The sequence below is a fragment of the Acidobacteriota bacterium genome (genome assembly GCA_016196035.1).
Lineage (GTDB): Bacteria > Acidobacteriota > Blastocatellia > RBC074 > RBC074 > JACPYM01.
On record JACPYM010000028.1, the window covers coordinates 1 to 21,874 of the forward strand.

The 21,874-nt window shown below is 57.6% G+C and carries 16 protein-coding genes and 1 tRNA gene; 10 read left to right on the top strand and 7 right to left on the bottom strand.

The features are described 5' to 3' along the window. Positions 1-97 precede the first annotated feature (97 nt). From HY011_09170 to HY011_09180, 3 genes are all read right to left on the bottom strand, one after another. Complete coding sequence (locus HY011_09170) at positions 98-3,091, bottom strand: Tn3 family transposase (GenBank protein MBI3423097.1); 2,994 nt, start codon at positions 3,089-3,091, stop codon at positions 98-100. A 212-nt stretch (positions 3,092-3,303) separates the two neighbouring features. Further along, positions 3,304-4,776, bottom strand: coding sequence for an AAA family ATPase (locus tag HY011_09175; GenBank protein ID MBI3423098.1), 1,473 nt, complete (start codon positions 4,774-4,776; stop codon positions 3,304-3,306). Between the two features lie 821 nt (positions 4,777-5,597). Continuing rightward, positions 5,598-6,530, bottom strand: coding sequence for an AAA-like domain-containing protein (locus HY011_09180; protein MBI3423099.1), 933 nt, complete (start codon positions 6,528-6,530; stop codon positions 5,598-5,600). A gap of 214 nt (positions 6,531-6,744) precedes the next feature. Here HY011_09180 and HY011_09185 point away from each other — a divergent pair, with 214 nt between their 5' ends. From HY011_09185 to HY011_09205, 5 genes are all read left to right on the top strand, one after another. Next, positions 6,745-7,185 carry a hypothetical protein gene (locus tag HY011_09185; GenBank protein MBI3423100.1) on the top strand — a complete coding sequence of 147 codons (441 nt, stop codon included), beginning with the start codon at positions 6,745-6,747 and terminating at the stop codon, positions 7,183-7,185. Between the two features lie 550 nt (positions 7,186-7,735). Continuing rightward, a complete protein-coding gene (locus HY011_09190) occupies positions 7,736-8,869 on the top strand; it encodes a GNAT family N-acetyltransferase (GenBank protein ID MBI3423101.1) in 1,134 nt (377 codons plus the stop codon). Then, complete coding sequence (locus HY011_09195) at positions 8,866-9,795, top strand: proline dehydrogenase (protein ID MBI3423102.1); 930 nt, start codon at positions 8,866-8,868, stop codon at positions 9,793-9,795. The genes HY011_09190 and HY011_09195 overlap by 4 nt, the downstream gene beginning before the upstream one ends. Before the next feature lie 247 nt (positions 9,796-10,042). Then, positions 10,043-11,074, top strand: coding sequence for a hypothetical protein (locus tag HY011_09200; GenBank protein MBI3423103.1), 1,032 nt, complete (start codon positions 10,043-10,045; stop codon positions 11,072-11,074). 11 nt (positions 11,075-11,085) lie between these two features. Continuing rightward, positions 11,086-12,408, top strand: a complete 1,323-nt coding sequence (locus HY011_09205; GenBank protein ID MBI3423104.1) for a carboxypeptidase regulatory-like domain-containing protein — start codon at positions 11,086-11,088, stop codon at positions 12,406-12,408. 139 nt (positions 12,409-12,547) lie between these two features. Here HY011_09205 and HY011_09210 read toward each other — a convergent pair whose 3' ends face one another. Then, on the bottom strand, positions 12,548-13,117 hold the full coding sequence (locus HY011_09210) for a DinB family protein (GenBank protein MBI3423105.1): 570 nt from the start codon (positions 13,115-13,117) through the stop codon (positions 12,548-12,550). A gap of 277 nt (positions 13,118-13,394) precedes the next feature. On the opposite strand from HY011_09210, the gene HY011_09215 reads away from it, so the two are divergent. The 3 genes from HY011_09215 to HY011_09225 all read left to right on the top strand — a co-directional run bounded on the left by HY011_09215 (position 13,395) and on the right by HY011_09225 (position 17,194). Further along, complete coding sequence (locus HY011_09215; protein ID MBI3423106.1) at positions 13,395-15,572, top strand: M1 family metallopeptidase; 2,178 nt, start codon at positions 13,395-13,397, stop codon at positions 15,570-15,572. A 136-nt stretch (positions 15,573-15,708) separates the two neighbouring features. Continuing rightward, complete coding sequence (locus HY011_09220) at positions 15,709-16,866, top strand: hypothetical protein (protein MBI3423107.1); 1,158 nt, start codon at positions 15,709-15,711, stop codon at positions 16,864-16,866. After that, positions 16,844-17,194 (top strand): MmcQ/YjbR family DNA-binding protein, encoded by a 351-nt coding sequence (locus HY011_09225; protein MBI3423108.1) that lies wholly within the window; start codon positions 16,844-16,846, stop codon positions 17,192-17,194. Before HY011_09220 ends, HY011_09225 begins: the two co-directional genes overlap by 23 nt. 16 nt (positions 17,195-17,210) lie before the next feature. Here HY011_09225 and HY011_09230 read toward each other — a convergent pair whose 3' ends face one another. Together HY011_09230 and HY011_09235 are read right to left on the bottom strand one after the other, a co-directional pair. Next, positions 17,211-18,788: an aldehyde dehydrogenase (NADP(+)) gene (locus HY011_09230; protein ID MBI3423109.1), complete on the bottom strand. Its 1,578-nt coding sequence runs from the start codon at positions 18,786-18,788 to the stop codon at positions 17,211-17,213. A gap of 13 nt (positions 18,789-18,801) precedes the next feature. Then, a complete protein-coding gene (locus HY011_09235; protein MBI3423110.1) occupies positions 18,802-19,638 on the bottom strand; it encodes a fumarylacetoacetate hydrolase family protein in 837 nt (278 codons plus the stop codon). A gap of 387 nt (positions 19,639-20,025) precedes the next feature. Here HY011_09235 and HY011_09240 point away from each other — a divergent pair. Next, positions 20,026-20,098 (top strand) — tRNA-Lys (locus HY011_09240). Between the two features lie 430 nt (positions 20,099-20,528). Next, a complete protein-coding gene (locus HY011_09245) occupies positions 20,529-21,521 on the top strand; it encodes a hypothetical protein (GenBank protein MBI3423111.1) in 993 nt (330 codons plus the stop codon). Between the two features lie 211 nt (positions 21,522-21,732). Here HY011_09245 and HY011_09250 read toward each other — a convergent pair. Next, positions 21,733-21,874 (bottom strand): hypothetical protein (locus tag HY011_09250; GenBank protein MBI3423112.1); only part of this gene is annotated, 142 nt, incomplete at its 5' end.

The following is a 21,874-nucleotide window of genomic DNA, read 5'->3' on the forward strand; positions in this document are numbered from 1 at the left end:
ATATGCTTTCTACACACGGATGGTTGCGCTTGGGACTCCTTTCGAGTTTCGTCACCCAAAAGGATAACCCGCTACAACGCAATCATCCGTTTCTTTTTCAATGACCGAGCTTACCCACAAAATCCAGTGGGATCAGCAAATCAAAGGTATATTGCCCGTAAATACCGATGTGTTCGCGCAGCAAGGGCGACAGGTGTTTCAGGTCGCCTTCTTCAACTGGATGCCCATCCGCTTTTAGGCGGCGCACGCAGGCTTGAATATGAACGGTGTTCCAAGCCACGATAACCGCCAGTAGTAAATTCAAGGACGAAGCCGCGTTGAGTTGGTCTTCATAGGTGCGATCTCTCATTTCACCTTGTCCGCCGTAAAACAGCTTGCGCGCCAGGGCATTCAGGCTTTCGCCTTTATTGAGACCAAGCAGCACGCGGCGACGCAGCTCTTCGCTGTGCAAGTATTCAGCCAGATACGCGGTCTTGATCAAGCGCCCGAATTCCTGCAAACCGCGAAACAGGCGATTCTTTTTGCTCGCCGCCGCGAGCTTGCCGATGATCAGCGAGGCGCGCACTTTGCCGCTGCGAATTGAGGCCATCAGCCGCACGATCTCATCCCAGGTGTCACGCATCAGGTTGACGTTGAGTTTGTCCGCCAGCGCCGCTGCAAGATGGGGATAAGCCTCATCCTCAGGTAGTCGCCACAAGCGCTGTTCAGGCAGGTCTTTGATGCGTGGCGCAAACCGCACGCCCAGCAAGTGCGTGACGCCAAAGATCAAATCCGTATAGCCGTGCGTGTCGGTGTAATGCTCGCGCGGTTGCAGTTGTGTGCCGTGATAGAGCAAGCCGTCCAGTACATACGGGGCTTGCCGCACGTTGCAGGTGATGATCTGCGTGTAAAACGGCATCCACGTATCGGCGATATGCGTGTAGACGCTGATGCCGCGCCCGGCGGCGGCGAAGTATTTCGGATTGAACGTCGCGTTCAAGGCCCGCACCGGCACGCCATAAACGCGGGCGTCGGAACTGGAGGATTCGCCTTGTCCCCAAGTCTCGGCCAACGGCTGCTGCAATTGAAAGTTGACCAGCGTCGCGGTCGCCTGGGCTAGCGTTTCTTCGCGCACGTAGCTCGCTTTGACTTCATCCATCACATCAAAATTCAAGCCCGGATTGTTCACCGCCATATCGCGCAAGCCGATATTGCAACCTTCGGCCAGCAAGCAGGCCAGCAACGCGATTTGCGCGCCGTTGTCGGCTTCCGTAATCGGACGCCCGGTGGTCAGCCGCGTGAAGGATTTCAGAAAGCCCGTCCAGCCGTGCGTTTCCAATAATAGGTCGCTGAGTTGGCGGCGCTGCAATTGTTTCCGTATTTGCGCGCGCAACTCTTTCGCTGTCGGCGACACCACGAGTTGTTCGGGGCGTGTCAGATGAAATTGCTGCGCTTCAATTTTCAGCGCGTCGTTGCTGGCAAAGCCATCGTTCAATTGCCGCAATTGCTCTTGGTGTAAGGCTGTCACTTTCGTCCAGTGCGTCTGAAAGTCGAGCGGCAGTTGATGCTCTTCCACCAACGCCGCTTTTTCGCGTGCCCACGCCTGCCGCTCGATCAGATACTGCTCCAGTGGTTGAAAAGCGCGTGAATGCGGCACATGTAAGTTGCCCCCCTTGAGCGCCACGCGCATTTGCTCCAACAAACAAATCTCCCACATTTGCCGCTCCACTTCGCCTTCCGCTGGACAGACATAAGGCACCCAGGCAGGCGGCACGAAATCCAGCGGCGCATCGCTGCCCAAGCTGCGTTGTCCTGCTTCGTTGCGGTCGCGCAGATACTCGACGGCCTTGAGTAGCGGCTCACTCGCCGCGGCGGCCTTGATGGTAAAAGCTTCTAACAGACGCGGCGCAAACTGGCGTAGGTAGCCGTAACGCTGGCGTACTTCCTGAAAATATAACTGCCCGGTTGGGCGCGCGAGCGTGCGACACTCCGTCGGCAGTGCGGCGAGTTGTGCCCGTGAGAATTTTTCAAAGACCGTGCCGCGCAGTTGTGCGTCGGCGATGGCTTCATCGAGCAGCATTTCCACGACCGCGCCGCACATACTCAACACCGGTGCAAGGCGCTTATGCTGTTGCAACTGTGTTTTCGTGGCAGCGTTCTTGGCGCGCCGTAACACGCCGCCGATCAAATCCGCGCTGATGGTCAAGGCCGAATCAATCAAGCGTGTGCGCAAGCGCCACAGCCACAACAGGAGCAATCCGACCCGCTTGGCTGCCTGATACTGCACCAGCGCCTGCGTCGGTAAGCCACTCACCATCTGCGCGAGCCGCTCAATGAGTTGTTCGTCCAAATCGTGCAGGTTGAGTTCATCCGGCAGGAGGTCGCGCACCTGACTTAACGCATCCACTTCACGGTTAAAGGTCTGCGGCGAAGGCCGCCCCGCTGCTTGCTGCAATTGTTGAAACGGTGTGATCTTCTCGCCCGCCCGCACTTTCAACAAAGCCAGTACCTTCACTCTGGTAGCTTCAGCTACCCGCGCGTTGAGTTCGCTGAACAACTCGTCTTCCGCTTCCACCCGGGCGCGGCCAATCAAACGCTCCAACACCGTGACGCCCGGCAGCACGATCTTTTGTGCACGGAGCCTCTCCTCGACTGCCGCCAGCAACTCGTGCAAGCGCGCTCCGGCCCGCACACGTTGCCGCACATAATGGGCGACGCTCTCGTTGTCCGTGAGCTTGAAGGAACGTAAACCCAGATAGGTTTTGAGGCGCTCGACGTGTTCAAAGCGCGTCGGCTGCCGTTGCGGATACGTCAGAATGAGCGGTGTTTCCAGGCGCAACTGCTCACAAATATGCGCCACCAGGCTGTGTGGTACCAATTCGAAGTCTTGCAGGAAACGCCCTGTCAAACGGAGCGCGCCCAGCAACAGCGCAAAGCCGATCTTGTTGCTCGTGCCGCGACATTGCGTAATCTCGTGCCGATCCGGTTCCGGGAAGGTGAAGTAACGAAACAATTCTGTGCGCGACAAATTCGCCGGGATCGTTTCAAAACCCACGCGCGTATGCCGCACGGCCGGTTGTTCTGGGAGCGGGAACTGGGCAAGCTGGTTCATCCGCTAACCATAGGCGCTTACCGTATGATTTTTCAAAAATAGTGACACTACCCCGGCATCTTTCCCCCAGCGGACGGGACGTCCGCGCTCCCGGTATGAAAGTCTTCATCAGCTACCGCCATCACCAAGCCGCTTGGGTGCGCGACCGCCTGGTTCCCTGCCTGCGGTACGGCGGCGCGGAAGTCGTCATTCGTTAATTTGGGTTACCTCAATCAAGCCATTGATAAGGCCATTACCGCTGCGGTCTTTTCCCGCTTTACCCACAGGCCGAATAATTCGACGGTGAATTGCCATTGCCCGCCGCGTTGCTCGACAAGCTCCTTGCGACTCAAACCCAATAGAGCGCGTTGCCTTTCTACCGCAGGCAAACCGCCTACCTGTTGCGTCACCAACTCGCGCAAGACCACCTGCTCCTGTTCGTTGCAATCGCGCCAGTTGTTTTCAAAGTAAGCATCAGCCATTCCCAACACCCGCTCAATCGCCACGTCCAAATCAGCCCGCGTAGCCTCTTTGCGCTTCTCTCGATTGATGAGATTGACCAATTCAGAGCCGAGCGCCTGCACTAAATAAGGCTGACCGTGCGTCAGGTCGAGCACGCGATCAACCACGCCCGGCGCATAACCAAGCGCGAATTCGGGCGCCGGGTGTTCGATCAACTCGCGGGCTTCGTCGCGCGTCAGGAAGCTCAAGTAAAGCGTCTGGACGTTGATGAGGTAATCCGACCAGTTCACGGTCTGCAATTCCTCGAAGCGATGGCTGCCCGAAAAGAGCACGATCAAGCGTTCGCGGTGCTGGACGATAGCGCGAATTTGGTTGAGCACGGCGCGCGTCAGCTTGCCGTCGCCGATGCCCTCTTCCAGCCGCTCGTATTCGTCAAAAGTCAGCAGAATCTGTTTGCCGATGCGGTGCGAATGCGCCTCCAGTTCATCCAGAAATTCATCCAACCGGGTGAAGGCGTGCTGCTCGAACTCGTTCTTACTTGGTTGCACCAGCCCTTCGGCCAACTTGCGTTTGACCAGTTCGTCGTTGAGCGCGCGCGTCAGGTGGTAACAAAACATCGCATCGCTGTCGTTCCAGCGCGCGTTCTGGCAATCAATGAAGACAGGCACAAACTGGCTGCTCATCAGGCGCGGCAGGTTGAGTAGCGTAGAGGTTTTGCCGGTGCGGCGGCGACCGTAAAGTAGCAGGGATGGGCGTTGGCCGAAGATGGCTTCTTCGAGTTTAACGACCAGATCGCGGCGGCCTTTGAACAAATTCGCTTCGTGTTCTAGCAACGGATTGCCCGCGATGAACGGATTCTCGAAGGGCAGCCGTGGGCGCAATTCAACTTCGGCGGCATTGACTATCGCCTGCCATTGCGCAGCGACTTGCTGGAATTCGGGGCCGGTGGGCGTGGGTATCAGCGCTATCGCCTGTTGGAAGGATTGCAGTTTGCGTTGCAGTTCGAGCAAGGCTTTGTGTTGTCCATTGGGCGTGTGGCGCAGCAGGTAATCTTGCGCGAGCGCGACAATCTCCTCAACCCGCAATAGAACTACATTCGCGTGGCGTTGTAAGGTTTTATTTTTGGGATAAATAATGGGAAATCTTTCAGTCGGTAGCAAATCTAATGTTTCGTCCATCTGGGCCATTTGCGCGACTGTCGTGATTTGCCGAAGGTCATGCGCCGCAAGTTTGACCAGCGCCATTTGTGCAGCGTTGCGTTGGAAGGGGCGTGAGGCAGCGACCCACCGCACCTCCTTCAGCCCTACGTCGCGGTCACCTTTGGCAATGCAAAAAAGCCAGTGACTCAGCCACGGCAAGGGCGCACCAATTGTTTCATCCCAATACACTGGCGAATGGCGAAAGTGTTCAAGCCAATGGCTGCTGCGGTATGCGCGCCAGAGTTGCAGTAAGTGTAGGGGCCAGTAGTATGGACGCCCATAAATCAACGTGAAGCCGAACAACGCACCTATAGCGTAGGTCTCCAGAAAACGCCCCCAATCACCTAACGACTTCAGTCCGAGAGTTGCCCTGATGCACGGCCCTGCGATCAATACACACATCCACAGACCAATCAGAGTCATTGTCAGCTCAGACGACTCGCTGACTTTCCAATCCTGCCGCCTCAGCATAACAAGCAACCCGCAAATAAGTCCGGCGAGTATGCCTCCGACCAACCCGCCTACAACAGGATCACCAACCAGTCCGATATACAACGCGAGGAACAATCCAACTATCGCCGCGGCGACTTCAACGACTGCCACAGTGACTAACCCAATAAGCAGTATGCTTACTTTGACGGTCACCCAAAATACTCGGTGCCAGTTGAATGTAACTCCCACTGCATCACACGCCATACCCCCCAATGCAAGCAAGAGCAATTCAATCAGGAAGAGCCACAGATAGACTTTGAGAAAGACTGCCGCTGCTTGCCTCCCCGACAGCTTCCCCGCCTCACGCTCAAACGTGTACAGCTTGAAGCAAAAGAGATGCAGCCAATGCAATGAATCTTTCAGATAGGCTAGGATCATTTCTTGTCATCCCCTTTGCCCGTGAACAGATCGCGCGCTTGTTTAATCAACCCGAGCGCTTTGCCAATGTTTTCCAAACTCGCCGTCCGCTTCGCCAGCGCCGTATACTCGTCCGCTTTGTCGGGAAAGAAATCGCCATACGCCTTGCCCAACGCTTCGGCCAGCACCCAATCATCCCACTGCCGCCGCCGATTGGTCAGCACCTGATCGCAAAGGATGCGCAATCGCAATGGATGCATCTCGAAATATGAGGCAATGAAGCGATTCTCCGCATCAGTGAAATTGACTTGAGCGTCGTAGTGCGCAATGAACTCGGCGGCCTCCTCATCTGTGAGTTCACCCAATTCGACTTTGGTAAAGATGTTGTCGAAGGGCGAAGTCAGTTTGCCGTCCAGTTTCAGCTTCTGCAAAGGCTCGCGTGAGGCAGTGACGAAGACGAACTTGCCAAGTTCGAGTTGCGAGCGCAAATGCTCGAAGAAACCATTGCCAAATTCAGCGGGACGTTTGAAGGTTTCCTCGAATTCATCCAGACAAATAACCAAGCGTTCGTCACGCGTAGACGCAGCTTCCAACAGGTCGGTAAAAGCGATTAAATTGTCGGCGGCTGATTGGTTCGGCGAGATGGCGTCCACTTCCATCCCCAGCTTGCGCAAGACGGTCGCGCAAAAGCCCGGTAACGACTGGTAATGCGCATCCTGCAAACTACAATAGACAAACCGATAGCGCCGGTCGTCCAATTCTTCCGCGCCAATCTGCGTGAGTTGATAGAGCAACGAAGATTTGCCGATACGCCGCTCGCCTACTATGGAGACGCATTGCAATGATTGCAGGCGCGTCAGGAGCGTCGTCAGTTCGTCTTTGCGACCGAAGAAATCTTCCGGGTTCGTAACCGGGCCACGATTGGTGAACGGATTTGGTGTCTGTGCCATCGCTCGTCCTTTGGCTGTTTTATCATTATTGTGTTGCGCCCAGCTACGGCATGCGCGCGCGTGAACTGCCCGCACATCTTACCGCTCCCGCTTCCATTTAGGGAACCCCTTCGCCCTACTCACGAAGCCGCCATTGCCCTTGCATTGATATACCCTTCACCCTGGCCGAAACGCGCTTGCTGCTGACTCAACCGCTCAAACACTCCTCATTGTTATGAGGCTGTGGCGGGGCAACGAAGCCAAGCGCCCGCGCTTCGACGCCGCGTTCTGGGGAACTGAAGAAGGCAGCGGGATTGATTACATCCACGCGCAGGCGGGCGGCTGGCCCCACCTCGTCCAACTCATCGCCGAGACGCTGGTGGATTTGGTCAACGAAGAAGACGCCCACGCCGTCACGCCCGCCCTGCTGCAACGCGCGCTCGACAAAGCCATCGTGCGCGGCCACAACGTGCTTTATGAACTGCTGCGCCGCGAATGTACGCTGCCCGGCGAGTGGGAATACCTGGAACGCTTCAAGCAACTGGACGCCCAGCCCACACCGGATGACGAAGCCATCGCGCGTTCGTTGCGGCGGCGCGAATTGATGGCAATTGACGGGGACGAATGGCGCTTGCGGGTGCCGTTGATGGAGCGGTGGTTGCGCGTGCGGGGGTAAAGTACCGCAAGGTTTGAAAGCGGTTTTTGCGCCGGAGGCGCTACGGAGTGTAGCCGGTGGTGGAGGCTTGGCCACAACTACCGGACAGTGCAAGTAAGCCTTGGCACTCCGGCAGGGGTGCTGGACAACGCCTTGGTCTGTCGCCCCTGCCGGGGCTTGCCGGTCTTTGGCGGCAAGTTCCGGTGGTTCCACTGCGCTCCACCACTGGCTACATTCCAGCGCGCCTCCGGCGCAGCAAGAGATTGTTCACTCGTTTGCAATCGCCATTCACGCGATAACATCAATGAGCAGACGCTGCGGCCCTTTTCTCTGTTCGGTTCATTTGCCTTGTCACCATCCAGTGCTAGCCTTTTACAGCCAGGCACCATAACTTCACCATAAATGCCCAGCCCAGTCGTGCCAGGCAAGATTCCGCACTGCCTGCGCAGCGCATTTTGTTGCGCTTTCTCAGAGTTTCCGCTGTAAGGTTCCTTACGCCCAACCCACTTCGTTATGGACAACCAGCCCCGCGCGAGGAGCTGTACCCAATCTTCGATTTCGGGAAATATTCATGAAGTCACTCACCGGCAGTTTATTTTTGGCTTCGTATGAGGACGCAGCCGCAGACACGACAGCCCAATTGCAGGTCATCGAATGCGCAAGCGACCTAGCGCGGTTAGCCGACGGGTGGCACGCGCTGGAATCCAGCGAGGGTAGCCCGACACAACATTTCATCTGGGCGCAGGCTTATCACCAGACTTACGGGCAGGAAGCGCAGGTGCAGGTGCTGACCATCGGTCCAGCCAATGCGCCCGAAGCGCTGGCGCCGTTGGTGCGACGGCCTGGGGTATTGCCACGGCTAGAATTGCTAGGCGTGCACGAACTGTGCGAACCGCTCGATTTGCTCTTTGACGGGCAGGATGCGCTGGATGCGCTGGCCGAGGGGCTGATCAATTTGGGGCAGCCGCTCTGGCTGGAACGCCTGCCCGCCGATTCGCCGGTGATTACAGCGTTGGAGCGCGCCTACCACAGGCGCGGGCTGGTGCATCGTTCGGCGGCGGAAAGTTATCCGCGCATTCCGCTCGACCGCAGTTGGCGCGAACCCGAAAGCCATTTCAATGCTGGACGCCGCTCCGACTTTCGCCGCGCGCAGCGCAAGGCGGCTGAACAGGGCGGACTGAGCTTTGAAGTTTTAGCGCCCACACCGGCCGAACTCGCACCGTTGCTGGCCGAGGCCTATCGCGTCGAAGCCGCTTGCTGGAAAGGCGCGGAGCAGTCGGCGCTGGCGTGTGATGTCAAGCGCGGCGAATTTTTCCGGCATTACACGGTGGCGGCGGCTGAACGCGGCATCCTGCGGCTGTGCTTTATGCGGTTGGACGGGCAGGCCGTGGCGATGCAGTTGGCGGTTGAGTGCGGCCAGCGCTTCTGGCTGCTGAAAATCGGCTATGACGAGGCGTATGCCCGCTGTTCGCCGGGCACGCTGCTGATGCTGCATACGTTGCGCTATGCGGCGGAACGTGGTTTGGCGGCGTATGAATTTTTAGGCGCGTCGCAACCGTGGACGCATACGTGGACGGATGTGCATCAGCAATGCGTATCGTTGCGGGCTTATCCGCAAAAGGCTGGCGCATTGGCGACGCTGGTTTGCGACGGCGCACGCCACGCCGGCATCCAGTTGCAGAAAAAACTGGGCAAACAGGCATGACCCGCAACTTGCATCAACCTCTTTGGCGCAAAGCACTCTGGGCGGGCTGGCAACGGCTGGCCCATTTCGCCGGACGCCGCTACATTGCGGGCGCGACCGTCGCCGAGGCCGTGCAAACCAGCCGCCAATTGGCGGGGCAAAACTTCGCCAGCACGATTTGTTATTGGAATGGCGAGCAAGATGCGCCCGCATTGGTCGCGCAGCATTACCTCGACATTTTGAATGAACTCAGCGCAGCCCAGCCCGATAGCTACCTCTCGATCAAAGCCACTGCCCTGCACTATTCGCGCGAATGGCTGAATGAAATCGCCGCGCGCGCGGCTGCGGCCAATGTTCGGCTGCATTTCGATGCGATGTGGCCCGATTCGGCGGAGCCTACGTTGGCGCTCATGGAGGAATTGCGCGCGCGACAAACCAACTTGAGCTGCACCTTGCCGGGCCGCTGGCAACGCAGTCTGACCGATGCCGCGCGCATCAACGAATGGCAAATCCCCGTGCGCGTCGTCAAAGGCCAGTGGGCCGATCCTGAGCATCCCGACATTGATTTGCGCGCGGGCTACCTGGCCGTGATCGAACGGCTGGCCGGACGCGCCGCGCACGTGGCGGTCGCGACGCACGATCATGAGCTGGCGGCAATGGCGCTTGAACGGTTGATCAAAGCGGGCACATCTTGCGAATTGGAATTGCTCTTTGGTTTGCCGACACGCGCGGTCTTGCGTGTGGCTCGTTCCGCAGGCGTGCCGGTGCGGATATACGTGCCCTATGGCGCAGCCTGGGCGCCATACTGCCTGTCGCAAGCGCGGCGCAATCCGCGCATCTTGTGGTGGGTGCTGCGCGATGCGACGTTGGGACGGGCGGCAACGATGATGGAAACAGCTTATGGAACTCGGGTACGCACCGCTGCCAGCGTGCAGTCTCGGCCATAAACCGACTGATGCTGAAAGAAAATCCCTATGACCTGATTCCGTCTGATGCCACGGCTGCACGCTGGCAGCGGTGCGTACCCAAAAAGTCCTGGCACGAACATTAATCCTCAGCAACCACGCGCTAGGTGATGCTATATTGCGCGCGGTCTCCTGCACTCTAACCTCATCAAGCTCCGATCCCCGATCATCATCTACCGGACAATCCGGGTGCCGCCGGACTGTATACGGAAGAAAGGAACCTCTTCCTATGCTCAACCGAACCTCACACAAAACGCCCTGGCGTTTTATCGCAACCATAACCTTTTGTCTGGCGCTCAGCGCAGGCGTTTGGCGCACCTCAAGCCACGCCACGCAAACGCCCTTGGAACCGCGTTGGGAACAGGTCGGCCAACTCAAATTCGTCGTGCTCAACAAAATCACGCCGCACGAGGGCTGGCTATTCACCTGGACGGGCACGGGCGTCTGGCGCTCTTACGACAACGGCACGAATTGGGAAGAAGTGTTTGAGGGGCTGCCTGAAAAGCGCGCAGTAACCGGCCTCGCCTCTGCTGGTGGTCGGCTGTTCGCCTATGTCAGCCGCTTTCTGTATGTGTCTGACACGGCGGGCGAGTTTTGGGAGAAGGTGGATGACAGTTCGTTCGCGCTGGTGCCGCCCAATCTGGACACGTTGGTCAGCCAAGGCGGCAAGCTGATCGTCGGCGCGGCGCGCGGTTCGATCTTTCAATCCACCGACGGCGGTGCAAGTTGGAAGCTGCTCTTCCGCCGCCTGGGCGAAGCCAGCGTCAACGAACTGACCGTGACGGGCGGCAAATTGATGGCGGCGACAAGCCAGGGCGTTTTCATCTCTACCGACGATGGCGCGAACTGGCGCGAACCGGCGGTGCAGGTCAGTTATTGGCTGCCGGGCAAAGAAACGATCAGCGCCAGTGAGCAAGTGACGACGCTGGCGGCGGTGAATACGCGGATGTTTGCGGGCACCTGGGGCGGCGGCGTCTTTCGTTCGGAAGACGGCGGCGAAAGCTGGGAGCCAGTCAACGAGGGGCTGAATTGGGAAGAGACGTTTGACCCGCTCTACGTCAAAGCGGTGATGCCCGCCGGGCGCCGGCTGTTGGTTGGTACGCGACTCGGCGTCTTCGCCACGGTGAACAATGGCGAGCAGTGGCGCGAATCGAATAACGGCTTCGCGCGCCGCCCGGTCGAAGGGATGTTTGAACTCAACCGCAAAGTTTACGCCACCAACATCGGCGCGGGGCCTTTGCGACGGGCGATAACGGGCTGACTTGGGAACCCATGGAGTTTTCAGAAGACGTCGCCAAAACGACGATTGGCCGCGTGGCGGGTTTCCACGACAGCGGCGACAAGCTGTGGGCATTGAGTGGCGGGCCGGATGGAGTGATGGGTGTAGGCTTCGCTTATTCGACCGACGCGGGCAAATCGTGGAGGCCGCGCCCGCAAATCAACGACAACATCCGCGCCCAAATCGCCGCGCCCGGTTATCTGTTGCGCGCGACACCCAACGGCGTCATGCGTTCAGCGGATGAGTGGGAAACAGCAGAGGCCTTCAATCAGGGCTTGACGACAGCCACCGGACGCCCACCCGCCAGCGTCAACGCGCTCGTCAGCAATTCCGCCAAACTCTTTGCGGGCACCGAAGAGCAAGGCGTATATGCCGCGCCAGCTGCGGCCACCCGCCAAAGTTCAGTTTGGACACGCGCTGCCAATCGCGGCCTCGCGCAAGGCAGCGTGCGCGCATTGGCCTTCAAAGATTCCATGCTGCTGGCGGGCACCAAAGACAGCGGCGTCTTTGCTTCGGAAAACAACGGCGGCGACTGGCAGGCCATGAATGCGGGCATGAGTGCGCAGCCTGTGACCGACGTGCTGGCCGGGCCGAATGATTTGTGGGCGGCGACCAAAGGCGCGGGCGTGTTTTGCTCCAACGACAATGGCAAGAGTTGGAAAGCCGTCAATCACGGTCTCGAAAGTTTGCAAGTCAACGATCTGACCTTGCACGAATACAAGCTGGTCGCAGCCACCGACGCGGGCGTCTTCGTTTCGCCGGATGCCGGGCAGAACTGGACGGCGCTCAACAACGGTTTGCCCACCAAAGAAGTCACAGCCGTTTTTGCCATGGGCAGCAAGCTGTTTGCGGGCACGGTGGATGGGCGGATTCTGTTTTACAACACCGCGCCGGAGCCAGCGCCTTCACCAACGCCCAAACCCAGCGTGACGCCGTTGCCGCGCGAGACGCCCACACCCACGCCGACGCCTCGGCCTACACCGACGCCAGAGCCTACGCCAGCGGTCTGGCCGTTCTATCACGTGCTGGGCCGCGTGGTGGATCAACGTGGGCAGGGATTGGCGAATGTAACGGTCACCGCCAGCGCTGCCGCCGACAACCCCGTCGGCAGCGCGCAAACGGATCGCGGCGGCTATTACAACTTGCGGCTGACGACGGGGGGAACCTATCGCATCGCCCCGCCCGCCGCTGGGCCGCGCAGGAATTACACGACCTACTATGCCAATCCGGGGTTCGTGGTGGTGCCTGAGTTACGGCAGGATCAGACGGCGAATTTTGCGTATTCACTGACTACGCCGTGGACGCCGCCGCAATAAAGCCTGGGTACGCACCGCTTCCCAGCGTGCGGGCTTGGCGTAAGACCGATGGAGGCTGACAGGAAACCCTGCGGCCTAATTCCGTCTCCCGGCAAGCCCGCACGCTGGAAGCGGTGCGTACCCAGGCTTGCCAGACTGCTTACGGCTCAGGCGGCGGCGTGACGCCTTTCAAACGCAGATACACCGTTGTCTGGCCGCGATGATGTGTTTGATGATCAAGCGCGGCGGTGAGCGCGCCCAGCCGCGTCATCTTCGTGCTGAAAAACGGGACGACCTCGAGCAGCTTCGCTTCATCCAGCCCATTCAACGAGGTCAGCACCGTGTCGTAACTCTCTTCGACGACTTTGCGCAACGCAGCCTTGGTTTTCATGTCCTCGCGGCTTTCCAGCGTTTCCTGCTTTTTGCCGTAAGGGCTGGCCTTCCCGCCCATCACTTCGACAAAGCCGAAATTCCAGAACGCCAGATGCAGCATCTGTTCGGCAAAGCTGCGCACTTGCGGCGTCGCTTTGAAACTCATGGCTTCCGCAGGCATGGCATCAATGTAAGCGAGCGTCCAGGTTTTGGCGCGTTTCCAGTTGGATTCAGTCTCGCGCACGATGGGCGCGCGCTTGTCCTCGGCTTTCTTGGCGTCGGCCTGGGCTAGCGCGCTGACGGAAAAGACCGCCGCAGCCAGGACAGCGCAAAGTATTCGCAGCGTTTTTGTTCGCATAAATCTCCTTCGTAATTTGGGGTTATGGTTTGAGCAGAATTGTCTGGCTGACTGTACGCCTAGTCGCTGCTTGAAGTTGTTATTGAGTCGTAAATATCGCAGTTCCAAGCCACCCTGTGTTTGCGCCAATGAGTATGGTAGAAAGAGCCGCATTCAAACATCCAACAGGAAGTTCGCCGCAGATCAACGCGGAAAAACGCGGATCGGGTTGATTGTTAATCTGCGGTTGCCTGTGTTCATCTGCGGCACGAGTTCCAACCGTGCAGGAAGGCCGTCAATGAAACTACGCAAACACAAGCGCGCGCTAACACTTTGTTTGATTGTTGTCTGGCTGGGTGTCAACGCCGCACCCGCAACCGCCAACAAAGAGCTACCGGGCATTGCCAGCTACAAGATTGAGGCCCAGCTTCAATTGGATGAGCAGCAACATCCGACAAAGTTGGATGGGCGCGAGCAATTGACCTGGCGCAACGACTCGCCCGACACCATCTATGAATTGCAGCTCCACCTTTACCTGAACGCCTTCAAAAATCAGCGCAGCACCTTCTTCAAAGAATCGGGCGGCCAGTTGCGCGGTGATCAATTCGAGGGGGGTCAGTGGGGTTGGATTGATGTCAACGAACTGAAAATCGCGGGCGGCGCGGACTTGACCAAGCAAATTCAATTCATCCATCCCGACGATGACAATGCCGAAGATCAGACCGTGATCCGCGTACCGTTGGCGAAACCGCTGAGGCCGGGCGCGACGTCGACACTGGACATTCGTTTCACCGCCAAATTGCCGCGCGTGTTTGCGCGCACCGGCTATTGGGGCCAGTTCGCGCTAGTGGGGCAATGGTTCCCCAAGATTGGCGTCTGGGAAAAAGTAGGCGAACGGCGGCGCACGGTCGCGGGTTGGAACTGCCATCAGTTTCATGCGAACAGCGAGTTCTATGCCGACTTTGGCAATTACGATGTGACGCTGACGGTGCCTGCAATTTACAAAGGCAAGGTCGGCGCGACGGGCCAGCAACAAAGCGAACAGGTGAATGCCGACGGCACTGTGACGTATCGCTTCGCGCAAGACAGCGTGCACGATTTTGCGTGGACGCTCGATCCGGGTTACGTCGTCGTCAAGCGCGCGTTCAAAGCGGCTGAATGGGTGAAGCCCGCCGAGTTGGAAGCGATGGCGCAACGGCTGAGGCTGCCGGTGGATGCAGTGAAACTGCGCGACGTCGAAGGCACGTTGCTGATTCAACCAGAGCACGCTTATCAAACCGAGCGGCATTTCAAGGCGGCCTGCAACGCCATCAAGTATTACGGCCTGTGGTATGGCGCTTATCCTTACGCGACGCTGACGATTGTTGATCCGCCCTTCAACGCGAACGGCGCGAGCGGAATGGAATATCCGACCTTCATCACGGCGGGCACCGAGTGGTGGCTGACGCCGCGTGAGCAAACGCCAGAGACCGTCATCGTACACGAGTTCGGCCATCAGTTTTGGTACGGGCTGGTCGCCTCGAACGAGTTTGAAGAGTCGTGGCTGGACGAAGGCTTCAACACTTATTCAGAGGGCAAAACGTTGGGCCGCGTCTATGGCAGCAATTGGCTGTCGTTCAAATACAACGGTGTGCCGCTCTTTGATTTCCCGGTCGAATTGCCGCACCCGTATGACAACCGGCTCGGTGTGTTCGTGGAGAAATTCAATGATCCGATCCTGACGCCCGCATGGAAGTATTTCAATGATTTCAGCTACGGGTTGAATTCTTATCCGCGCACGGGGCTGACGCTGGTGACGCTGGAAAACTATTTGGGCGAAGACGTGATGGCGCGCGTGATGCGCGAATACGCGACGAAATGGCGCTATCGCCATCCGACGTCGCAGGACTTTTTCGACACGGCCAGCGCGGTCGCCGGACAGGATTTGAGCTGGTTCTTCGAGCAATTCGTCAAAGGCACGCAGACGCTGGATTATGAAGTCGCCGATTACAAGAGCGCGCGGCCTGCGCTCAAACTTGGTCTTTACGACAAGGATGGTCAGAAGACCGAAGTCAAAGACGGCGACACCAAGGCTGGCGAACAGCAGCCGTTTGAGAATGAGGTCAGCGTGCGACGCACCGGCGAAGCCTGGTTCCCTGTTGAATTGCTGGTCAAGCTGAAAGATGGGCACAAAGTCTTTTTCAAACCGGCTGGGGTACACAACAACGCTGTCGAATATCAGGCCACCAATGACGGCGACGGCAAACAATGGCCGGAGCGTTGGCCGCTGAATGACCGCTGGAAGAAATTCAAATTTGCGACCGCAGCCGAAATTCAAACGGTGCGACTCGACCCCAACAACAAAGTTCAACTCGACGCCAACCTGACCAACAACGGCAAAACCGAGACAGCCGCCATCGGCGCGGCGGTGCGCTGGACGGCGGGCGTGACGTTCTGGCTGCAAACATTCATGCAAGCGCTGGCCGCGCTGAGTTGAGGGGTGTACCGCAGGCTGCCAGCCTGCGGCGGTGCTGGCATTACGCCCAAACCGGTGCAATGCCCCTTCCCGGCTGTCACTAAACCACGATTACCCGCAGGCTGGCAGCCTGCGGTACATTTTTGAGGAGTCTGCCGTGCTGACTTCATTACTCATCGGAATCGAACGCGCCTGTCTGAGCGTCAAGCTGCTCTGCATATTGTTGCTGGGCAATCTGATTTGCATCGTACCGGTTGCGCTGCCTGTGTTTGCACTGGTGCAGCAATCGGCGCAAGGCCACGTCGTGGCGCAACGCCTGTTCGCCAATCAATTGGACGCGGCCTGGTTGATTGATTTCGTGAACAATCAATTCAACGGTTTCTCGCCCGCGTCGGTGGGCTTGCAAATGGGTTTGCTATTGCTGGTCGCGGGCGCGCTGTACCTGACCGCCAATCTCTTTTTCACGGGTGGCATTCTGGCCGTCTTCGCGGGGCCGGTTGAACGCTTTTCGCTGCGCCAGTTTTGCGCGGGTGGCGGCGCGTATTGGTGGCGCTTCGCGCGGCTCTTGCTGATCGCACTGGTCTTTTATGGGCTGTTGCTCGTGGCTTATTTTTTAGCGTCACAACCGTTGAACAAGGCGGCGGCGCGCGCCACCGCGGCAGGGCCAATTGAAATCAAGCGTTGGTTGCTGCTGCTGGCGCTGGCGCTGGGCTGCGGGTTGATCAATATGGTGTTTGATTACGCGCGCATCCGCACCGTGCAACACGAAGCGCGGCGCATGTGGCGTGTCACGTTTGCGGCTTGGCGCTTTTGTCTGGCTTATGTCTGGCGCACGACCTGCTTGTATCTGCTGCTGGCGGCGTTTGGTTTGGTGTTGTTCGGCGCCTTCGTTTGGTTGCGCAACGCCGTACCACAGGCGTCGTGGCTGGGCGTTATCCTGGCCTTTGGCTTAGGGCAATTGGCCATCGTGGCGCGCTTGTGGACGCGGCTGGCGCTGTTCGCCGGGCAAGCCGATTTGCACCAGCGGCTGGCACCCGCGCCCGCGCTGGCCACGCCCGGCGCGCCGGTGATTGAATTTATGCCCGCGACCAAAGATTTAACGCCGCCGCCCGGCTTCACGCTCGAACCGGGTGCGACTACACTGACGCCGCCGGTTGAAACAGAATCGCCGCCAACGGTGGCGGTTGAACCGAGCCAGGCGGCAGCGGAATTGCCGCCAGCCAGCGCGATTGCAGCAACAGAGACAGCGGAGTTGCCACCAGCAACCGCTGTTGCAATAACAGAGACAAATGATGAATCAGGAAACCGTGCGTGAATTCTGCCTGGCGCTGCCTGACGCCGCCGAAGACGTCAAATGGGGGCAAGACCTTTGCTTTTGCATCGGCGGCAAAATGTTCGCCGTCATTCCGCTTGACGGCGCGTCGCCTTACCGGCTGACATTCAAATGCACGCCGGAAGAATTCGCTGAATTGATTGAACAGGCCGGAATTGATCCTGCGCCCTATGCCGCACGCTATCATTGGGTGGCGCTGGAACGCTTGGATGTGATGAAAGCTGCTGAGTTGAAACGGCTGTTGCGGGATTCGTATGAAATGGTAAAGGCGAAGTTGCCGAAGAAAGTGCAGGCAGGGTTGAGCAAGTAACCCTGCCTGCCTTGGCTTAAAACGCATCTTTGGTCTGCTGATTATCTACCAGCCGCCAAATCCCACGCGGGTTGTCGTTTTGCAATTCGACCGGCAAAGCCGCTTGCGGAAAGTTTTGATACGCCACCGGGCGCGCAAAGCGTTCGATGGCCGCCGTGCCCACCGAAGTCGTGCGCGCATCGGTCGTCGCCGGATAGGGCCCGCCGTGTTGCATCGAAGGACAAACCTCAACGCCAGTCGGATAGCCATTGAAAATCAGCCGTCCAGCTTTGGTGGCGAGAATGTCCACGAGCCATTTGTATTCGGCCAAGTCTTCCGGCGTGCCGTGAATCGTCGCGGTCAGATGACCTTCCAGCTTGTGCGCAATCGTTTCCAGTTCGGCGCGTTCAGCACAGCCAACCACCACTGTCGAAGGCCCGAACAGTTCTTCACTCAATTCGTGCTGTTGCAAAAACGTTGCGGCATCGGTGGTGAAAAGAGCGGCTCCAGCTTCGTTCCTTGCCGCGTCTGGCACAGTTTGCGCTGTCACAGCCTGCACTCCATTCAATGTGCTGAACCGCGTCACGCCGCTGGCATAGGCTTGGGCAATGCCAGGATAAAGCATTGGCGCAGGCGCGGCGCTCGCCATCAATTCACCCAGCTTCCCGGCAAAACGCGCAAAGTTTTCATCGCGCAAGCCAACCACCAGCCCAGGACAAGTGCAAAACTGACCAACGCCCAACGTGACCGAACCTTTCATGCCTTCGGCCAAGGCGTCAGCCCGTTCGCGCAAGGCCCCAGGCAGCAAAAAGACCGGATTGATGCTGCCCATCTCGGCATAGACCGGAATCGGATCGGGCCGTTGCGCTGCCGCATCGAATAAGGCACGCCCCGCGCGCAATGAACCGGTGAACCCGACAGCTTTCGTCAGCAGATGCTTGACCAAGCCCAAGCCCAATTCATGACCGACGCCGTGCAGTAAAGAAAAAATTCCTCTCGGCATGCCCGTGACGTCGGCAGCCTGCGCGATAGCGCGTCCGACCATCTCGGAGGTCGCGGGGTGTGCGGGATGAGCTTTGACGACGACAGGGCAACCTGCCGCCCACGCCGAAGCGGTGTCTCCACCCGCGACCGAAAATGCCAGCGGAAAATTGCTGGCGGCAAAAACGACGACGGGGCCAACCGGAATAAGCATCCGGCGAATGTCCGGTTTCGGCAACGGCTGCCGCTCAGGTTGCGCGCGATCAATGCGCGCCTCAACCCAGGAACCTTCGCGCACGACTTCGGCAAAGGCTTTGAGTTGATTGACGGTGCGCCCGCGCTCGCCTGTCAAGCGCTCTTTGGGCAAAGCACTCTCGGCGTGCGCGCGTTCGATCAATTCATCACCGAGCGCAAGAATCTCTGCGGCAACGCGCTCAATAAAGGCCACGCGCTGTTCCGCTGAAATTTGGCGTAGCGTTTCAGCGGCCTGTGCCGCAACCAGCAGGGACTGCTCAATGTGCCAGGCATGGGCTTCGTCGAACGCGCCAAGCTGGGCGTGGGAAGTGAAGGTGGTTTGCGCCTGCCCGCTCTCATCAGTTTGGCAGGCGATGATATTTTTGCCGTGAAGTTCCATCTTTAAGCTCAACTCAACCTTGAATGACGTGATTAACCAGCGTGCCAATGGGATCAATGGTGATGCGTATTTCGTCTGCGACCTGCAACGTAAAATCATCCGGCGGCACGATGCCCGTGCCCGTCAGCAAAAAGCAGCCATACGGAAACACATTGTCGCGGTAAAGGTATTCCACCAACTCCGCTGGCGAGCGCTTCAATTCTTTCAGCGAAGTCTCGCCATGAAAGGCCGTCACGTCGCCGCGCAAAATATCCAAATGAATCGCGGTCTCGCGTGGCAGCGCGCCTGAACGCAACAGTACGCAAGGCCCCAGTCCACAGCTTTGCGCATAAACTTTAGCTTGCGGCAAATAGAGCGGGTTTTCGCCCTCAATATCACGCGAACTCATATCATTGCCGATGGTGTACCCAATGATTTCACCCAACGAATTGACGACCAGCGTCAATTCCGGCTCCGGCACATTCCATTTGGAATCCTGGCGAATGCGCACCGGCTGGTTGGGGCCTGCGACACGTTGCGGCGTGGCCTTGAAAAACAATTCGGGCCGCTCGGCCTCATACACGCGGTCATAAAAACTGCCGCCACCGGCATCTTTTGATTCTTCCATACGCGCCGTGCGGCTGCGGTAATAGGTCACGCCCGCCGCCCAGACTTCTTGATTGCCGATGGGCGCAAGCACGTCTTCACCCAGGACGAAGTTGGGAATGCGTGTGGCACGGCGCGTCATACTGGTCAAGACCAATTCGTGATCACCGCGATTAAGCAATACATCCCAATCCGTTTCAGGCAGTTGATAATATTCGCCACGCTCTTCCAGCACTGGCCCGTGAGTGGTTTTGTAGAGTTTCAGCATCGTTGTAGTCAGTTCGCCATTCTAATTTTGATGAGTTTCCACCTAGTACTCCATCAAGCTGAAAATGAGGGATGTAGGGCGGGATTAAATCCCGCCCTACATCCAGGATGCGCTCTCAGCATCAATCACTTACAGCTTGATGGAGTACTAGAGTAGATGAGTGTCATATACCAGCGATCCAAAGGCCTCTAAAAGCGGCGAGATATTCGCAACAGACTGGCAGAATTGCAAGCAGGAGATCACAGTACAAAATCGCGCGTGAGGTCCTCAGCAGATGTTCGGCGAGTTGGTTGACTAATCTCAAACGGGCAAGTAATATCGCGCACGATTTTGGCAGGGGTTATTTACCCTTATCCAAGCCACTTGATTGACAGTAATTCAAATGGGCCGTTAGCTCAGTTGGTAGAGCATCTGGCTTTTAACCAGAGGGTCGCTGGTTCGAGCCCAGCACGGCTCATTTCACTTCTACTTTTTTTGCCCCAACAAGTTTCAGAGTCGTTCGACAAAAGCGGGATTCATCACGTTATGTAGACATTGGCTATTGATATAGCCAATGTCGCGTGTTATGATTCCGCTAGATTCCACAAGCTTTTAACAATCACCGGCAAAAATTCTGTGAAGCTTGTGGATAAACTCGACAGGTTGTCTTAAGCACTTGAGGTAATTAGATCAGTAGCAATATTGAAATGATTTCTTCCGGTGCCTCCTCGTAAGACGCTGGTTTAACGTTACCCGCATCAGTTTTCACACAGCAAACTAAAGGCTCATGAGTTGTGATTCTCACAAGCTTATGATTTCGGTTTTGCTATTTGACATTCACATCTCAGGTTCGATACGCCAATCAGCGCGGGACAGAACCTATAACTTTCAAAAGGAGATTCTCTACAATGCGAACCTCACGCAAACTAACACACGTTTTGTTGGCAATGATGACTCTCGCGTTACTGTCAGTGGCTTCATTGGCAGCAGACCCGGGTTCACCATATCCGGCAACCTCTGAAGTCAGCGATCAAAAAGCTGGCTCGACCTTGATCTACAACATTTACACGTCGAATGCTTCGGGTGGCAACACTCAAAACACGCGCGTGAACATCACGAACACGAATCTGACCAATCAGGCCTTTGTGCATTTGTTCTTCGTCAGCGCGGATTGCACGATTGCAGACTCTTATGTTTGCTTGACGGCGGCGCAAACGGCGAGCTTCCTGGCGTCGGACGTGGATCCGGGTACCAAGGGTTACATCGTGGCGGTGGCAGTGAACAATCTGGGCTGCCCGGTCAATTTCAACTTCCTGATTGGCGACGAATACGTCAAGTTCGCTTCCGGTCACGCGGCGAATCTGGGTGCCGAAGCCTTTGCGGCAATCGGTGATCTTCCGTGCGATCCGAATCAACCGTCAGTGGACATCAACTTCAGCGGCGCCACAGGTGGCTACAACAAGCTGCCGCGGGCGCTGGCGGTGTCGAACTTCCCGAGCCGTGCAGACGGCAACGACACGATGATCATCGTCAACGCGATCCGGGGCAGCTATGCCATCGGGGCGAGTTCGACGGGCACGTTGTTCGGTGTCATCTATGATGATGCGGAAACCGGCTTCAGCTTCAGCTTGAACGGAGCTTGCCAGGTGATGGGCAGTTTGGCGGATAGCTTCCCGCGCACGACGCCGCGCTTGAGCCAGATTGTACCGGCGGGCCGTTCGGGTTGGTTGAAGTTGTACAACCTGACGACGGACATCGGCATTCTGGGTACGGTAATCAACTTCAACGCCAGTGCGAATGCACAAGCGAACGCCTTCAACGGTGGCCGCAACATGCACAAGCTGACGTTGACGACGGGCACGACCACCGTGACCCTGCCGGTCTTCCCACCGAGCTGCTAGCTGCTAGTCGGCAATAATTCAACGATTATGTTGAAATCTAAAGGGGGCCTAAACGGCCCCCTTTTTATTGCTCGCCCAACAATGAGCTCTCCCTCTGGCAAAGAGATCGTGACAAGAGTTGCGTAAATTGTTGCTTCGCGTAACTCGTTGAACTTGCGCTTTGTTAGCGCGGCAACGGCACTTGCGCGCACTGCTCAGCCCCATTTCAGCCTCATTGAAGCGCCGCCATTTCTTTTCCTGTTTCAGTAACAACTGCCAGATCATGCACCCCGGACTTCACCGTGCGGAAGCGTTTAGCGGCGTCCGTGCGCAAGCGCACCGCCGCAAAGAGGCTTTCGATGACATCGCTCGTG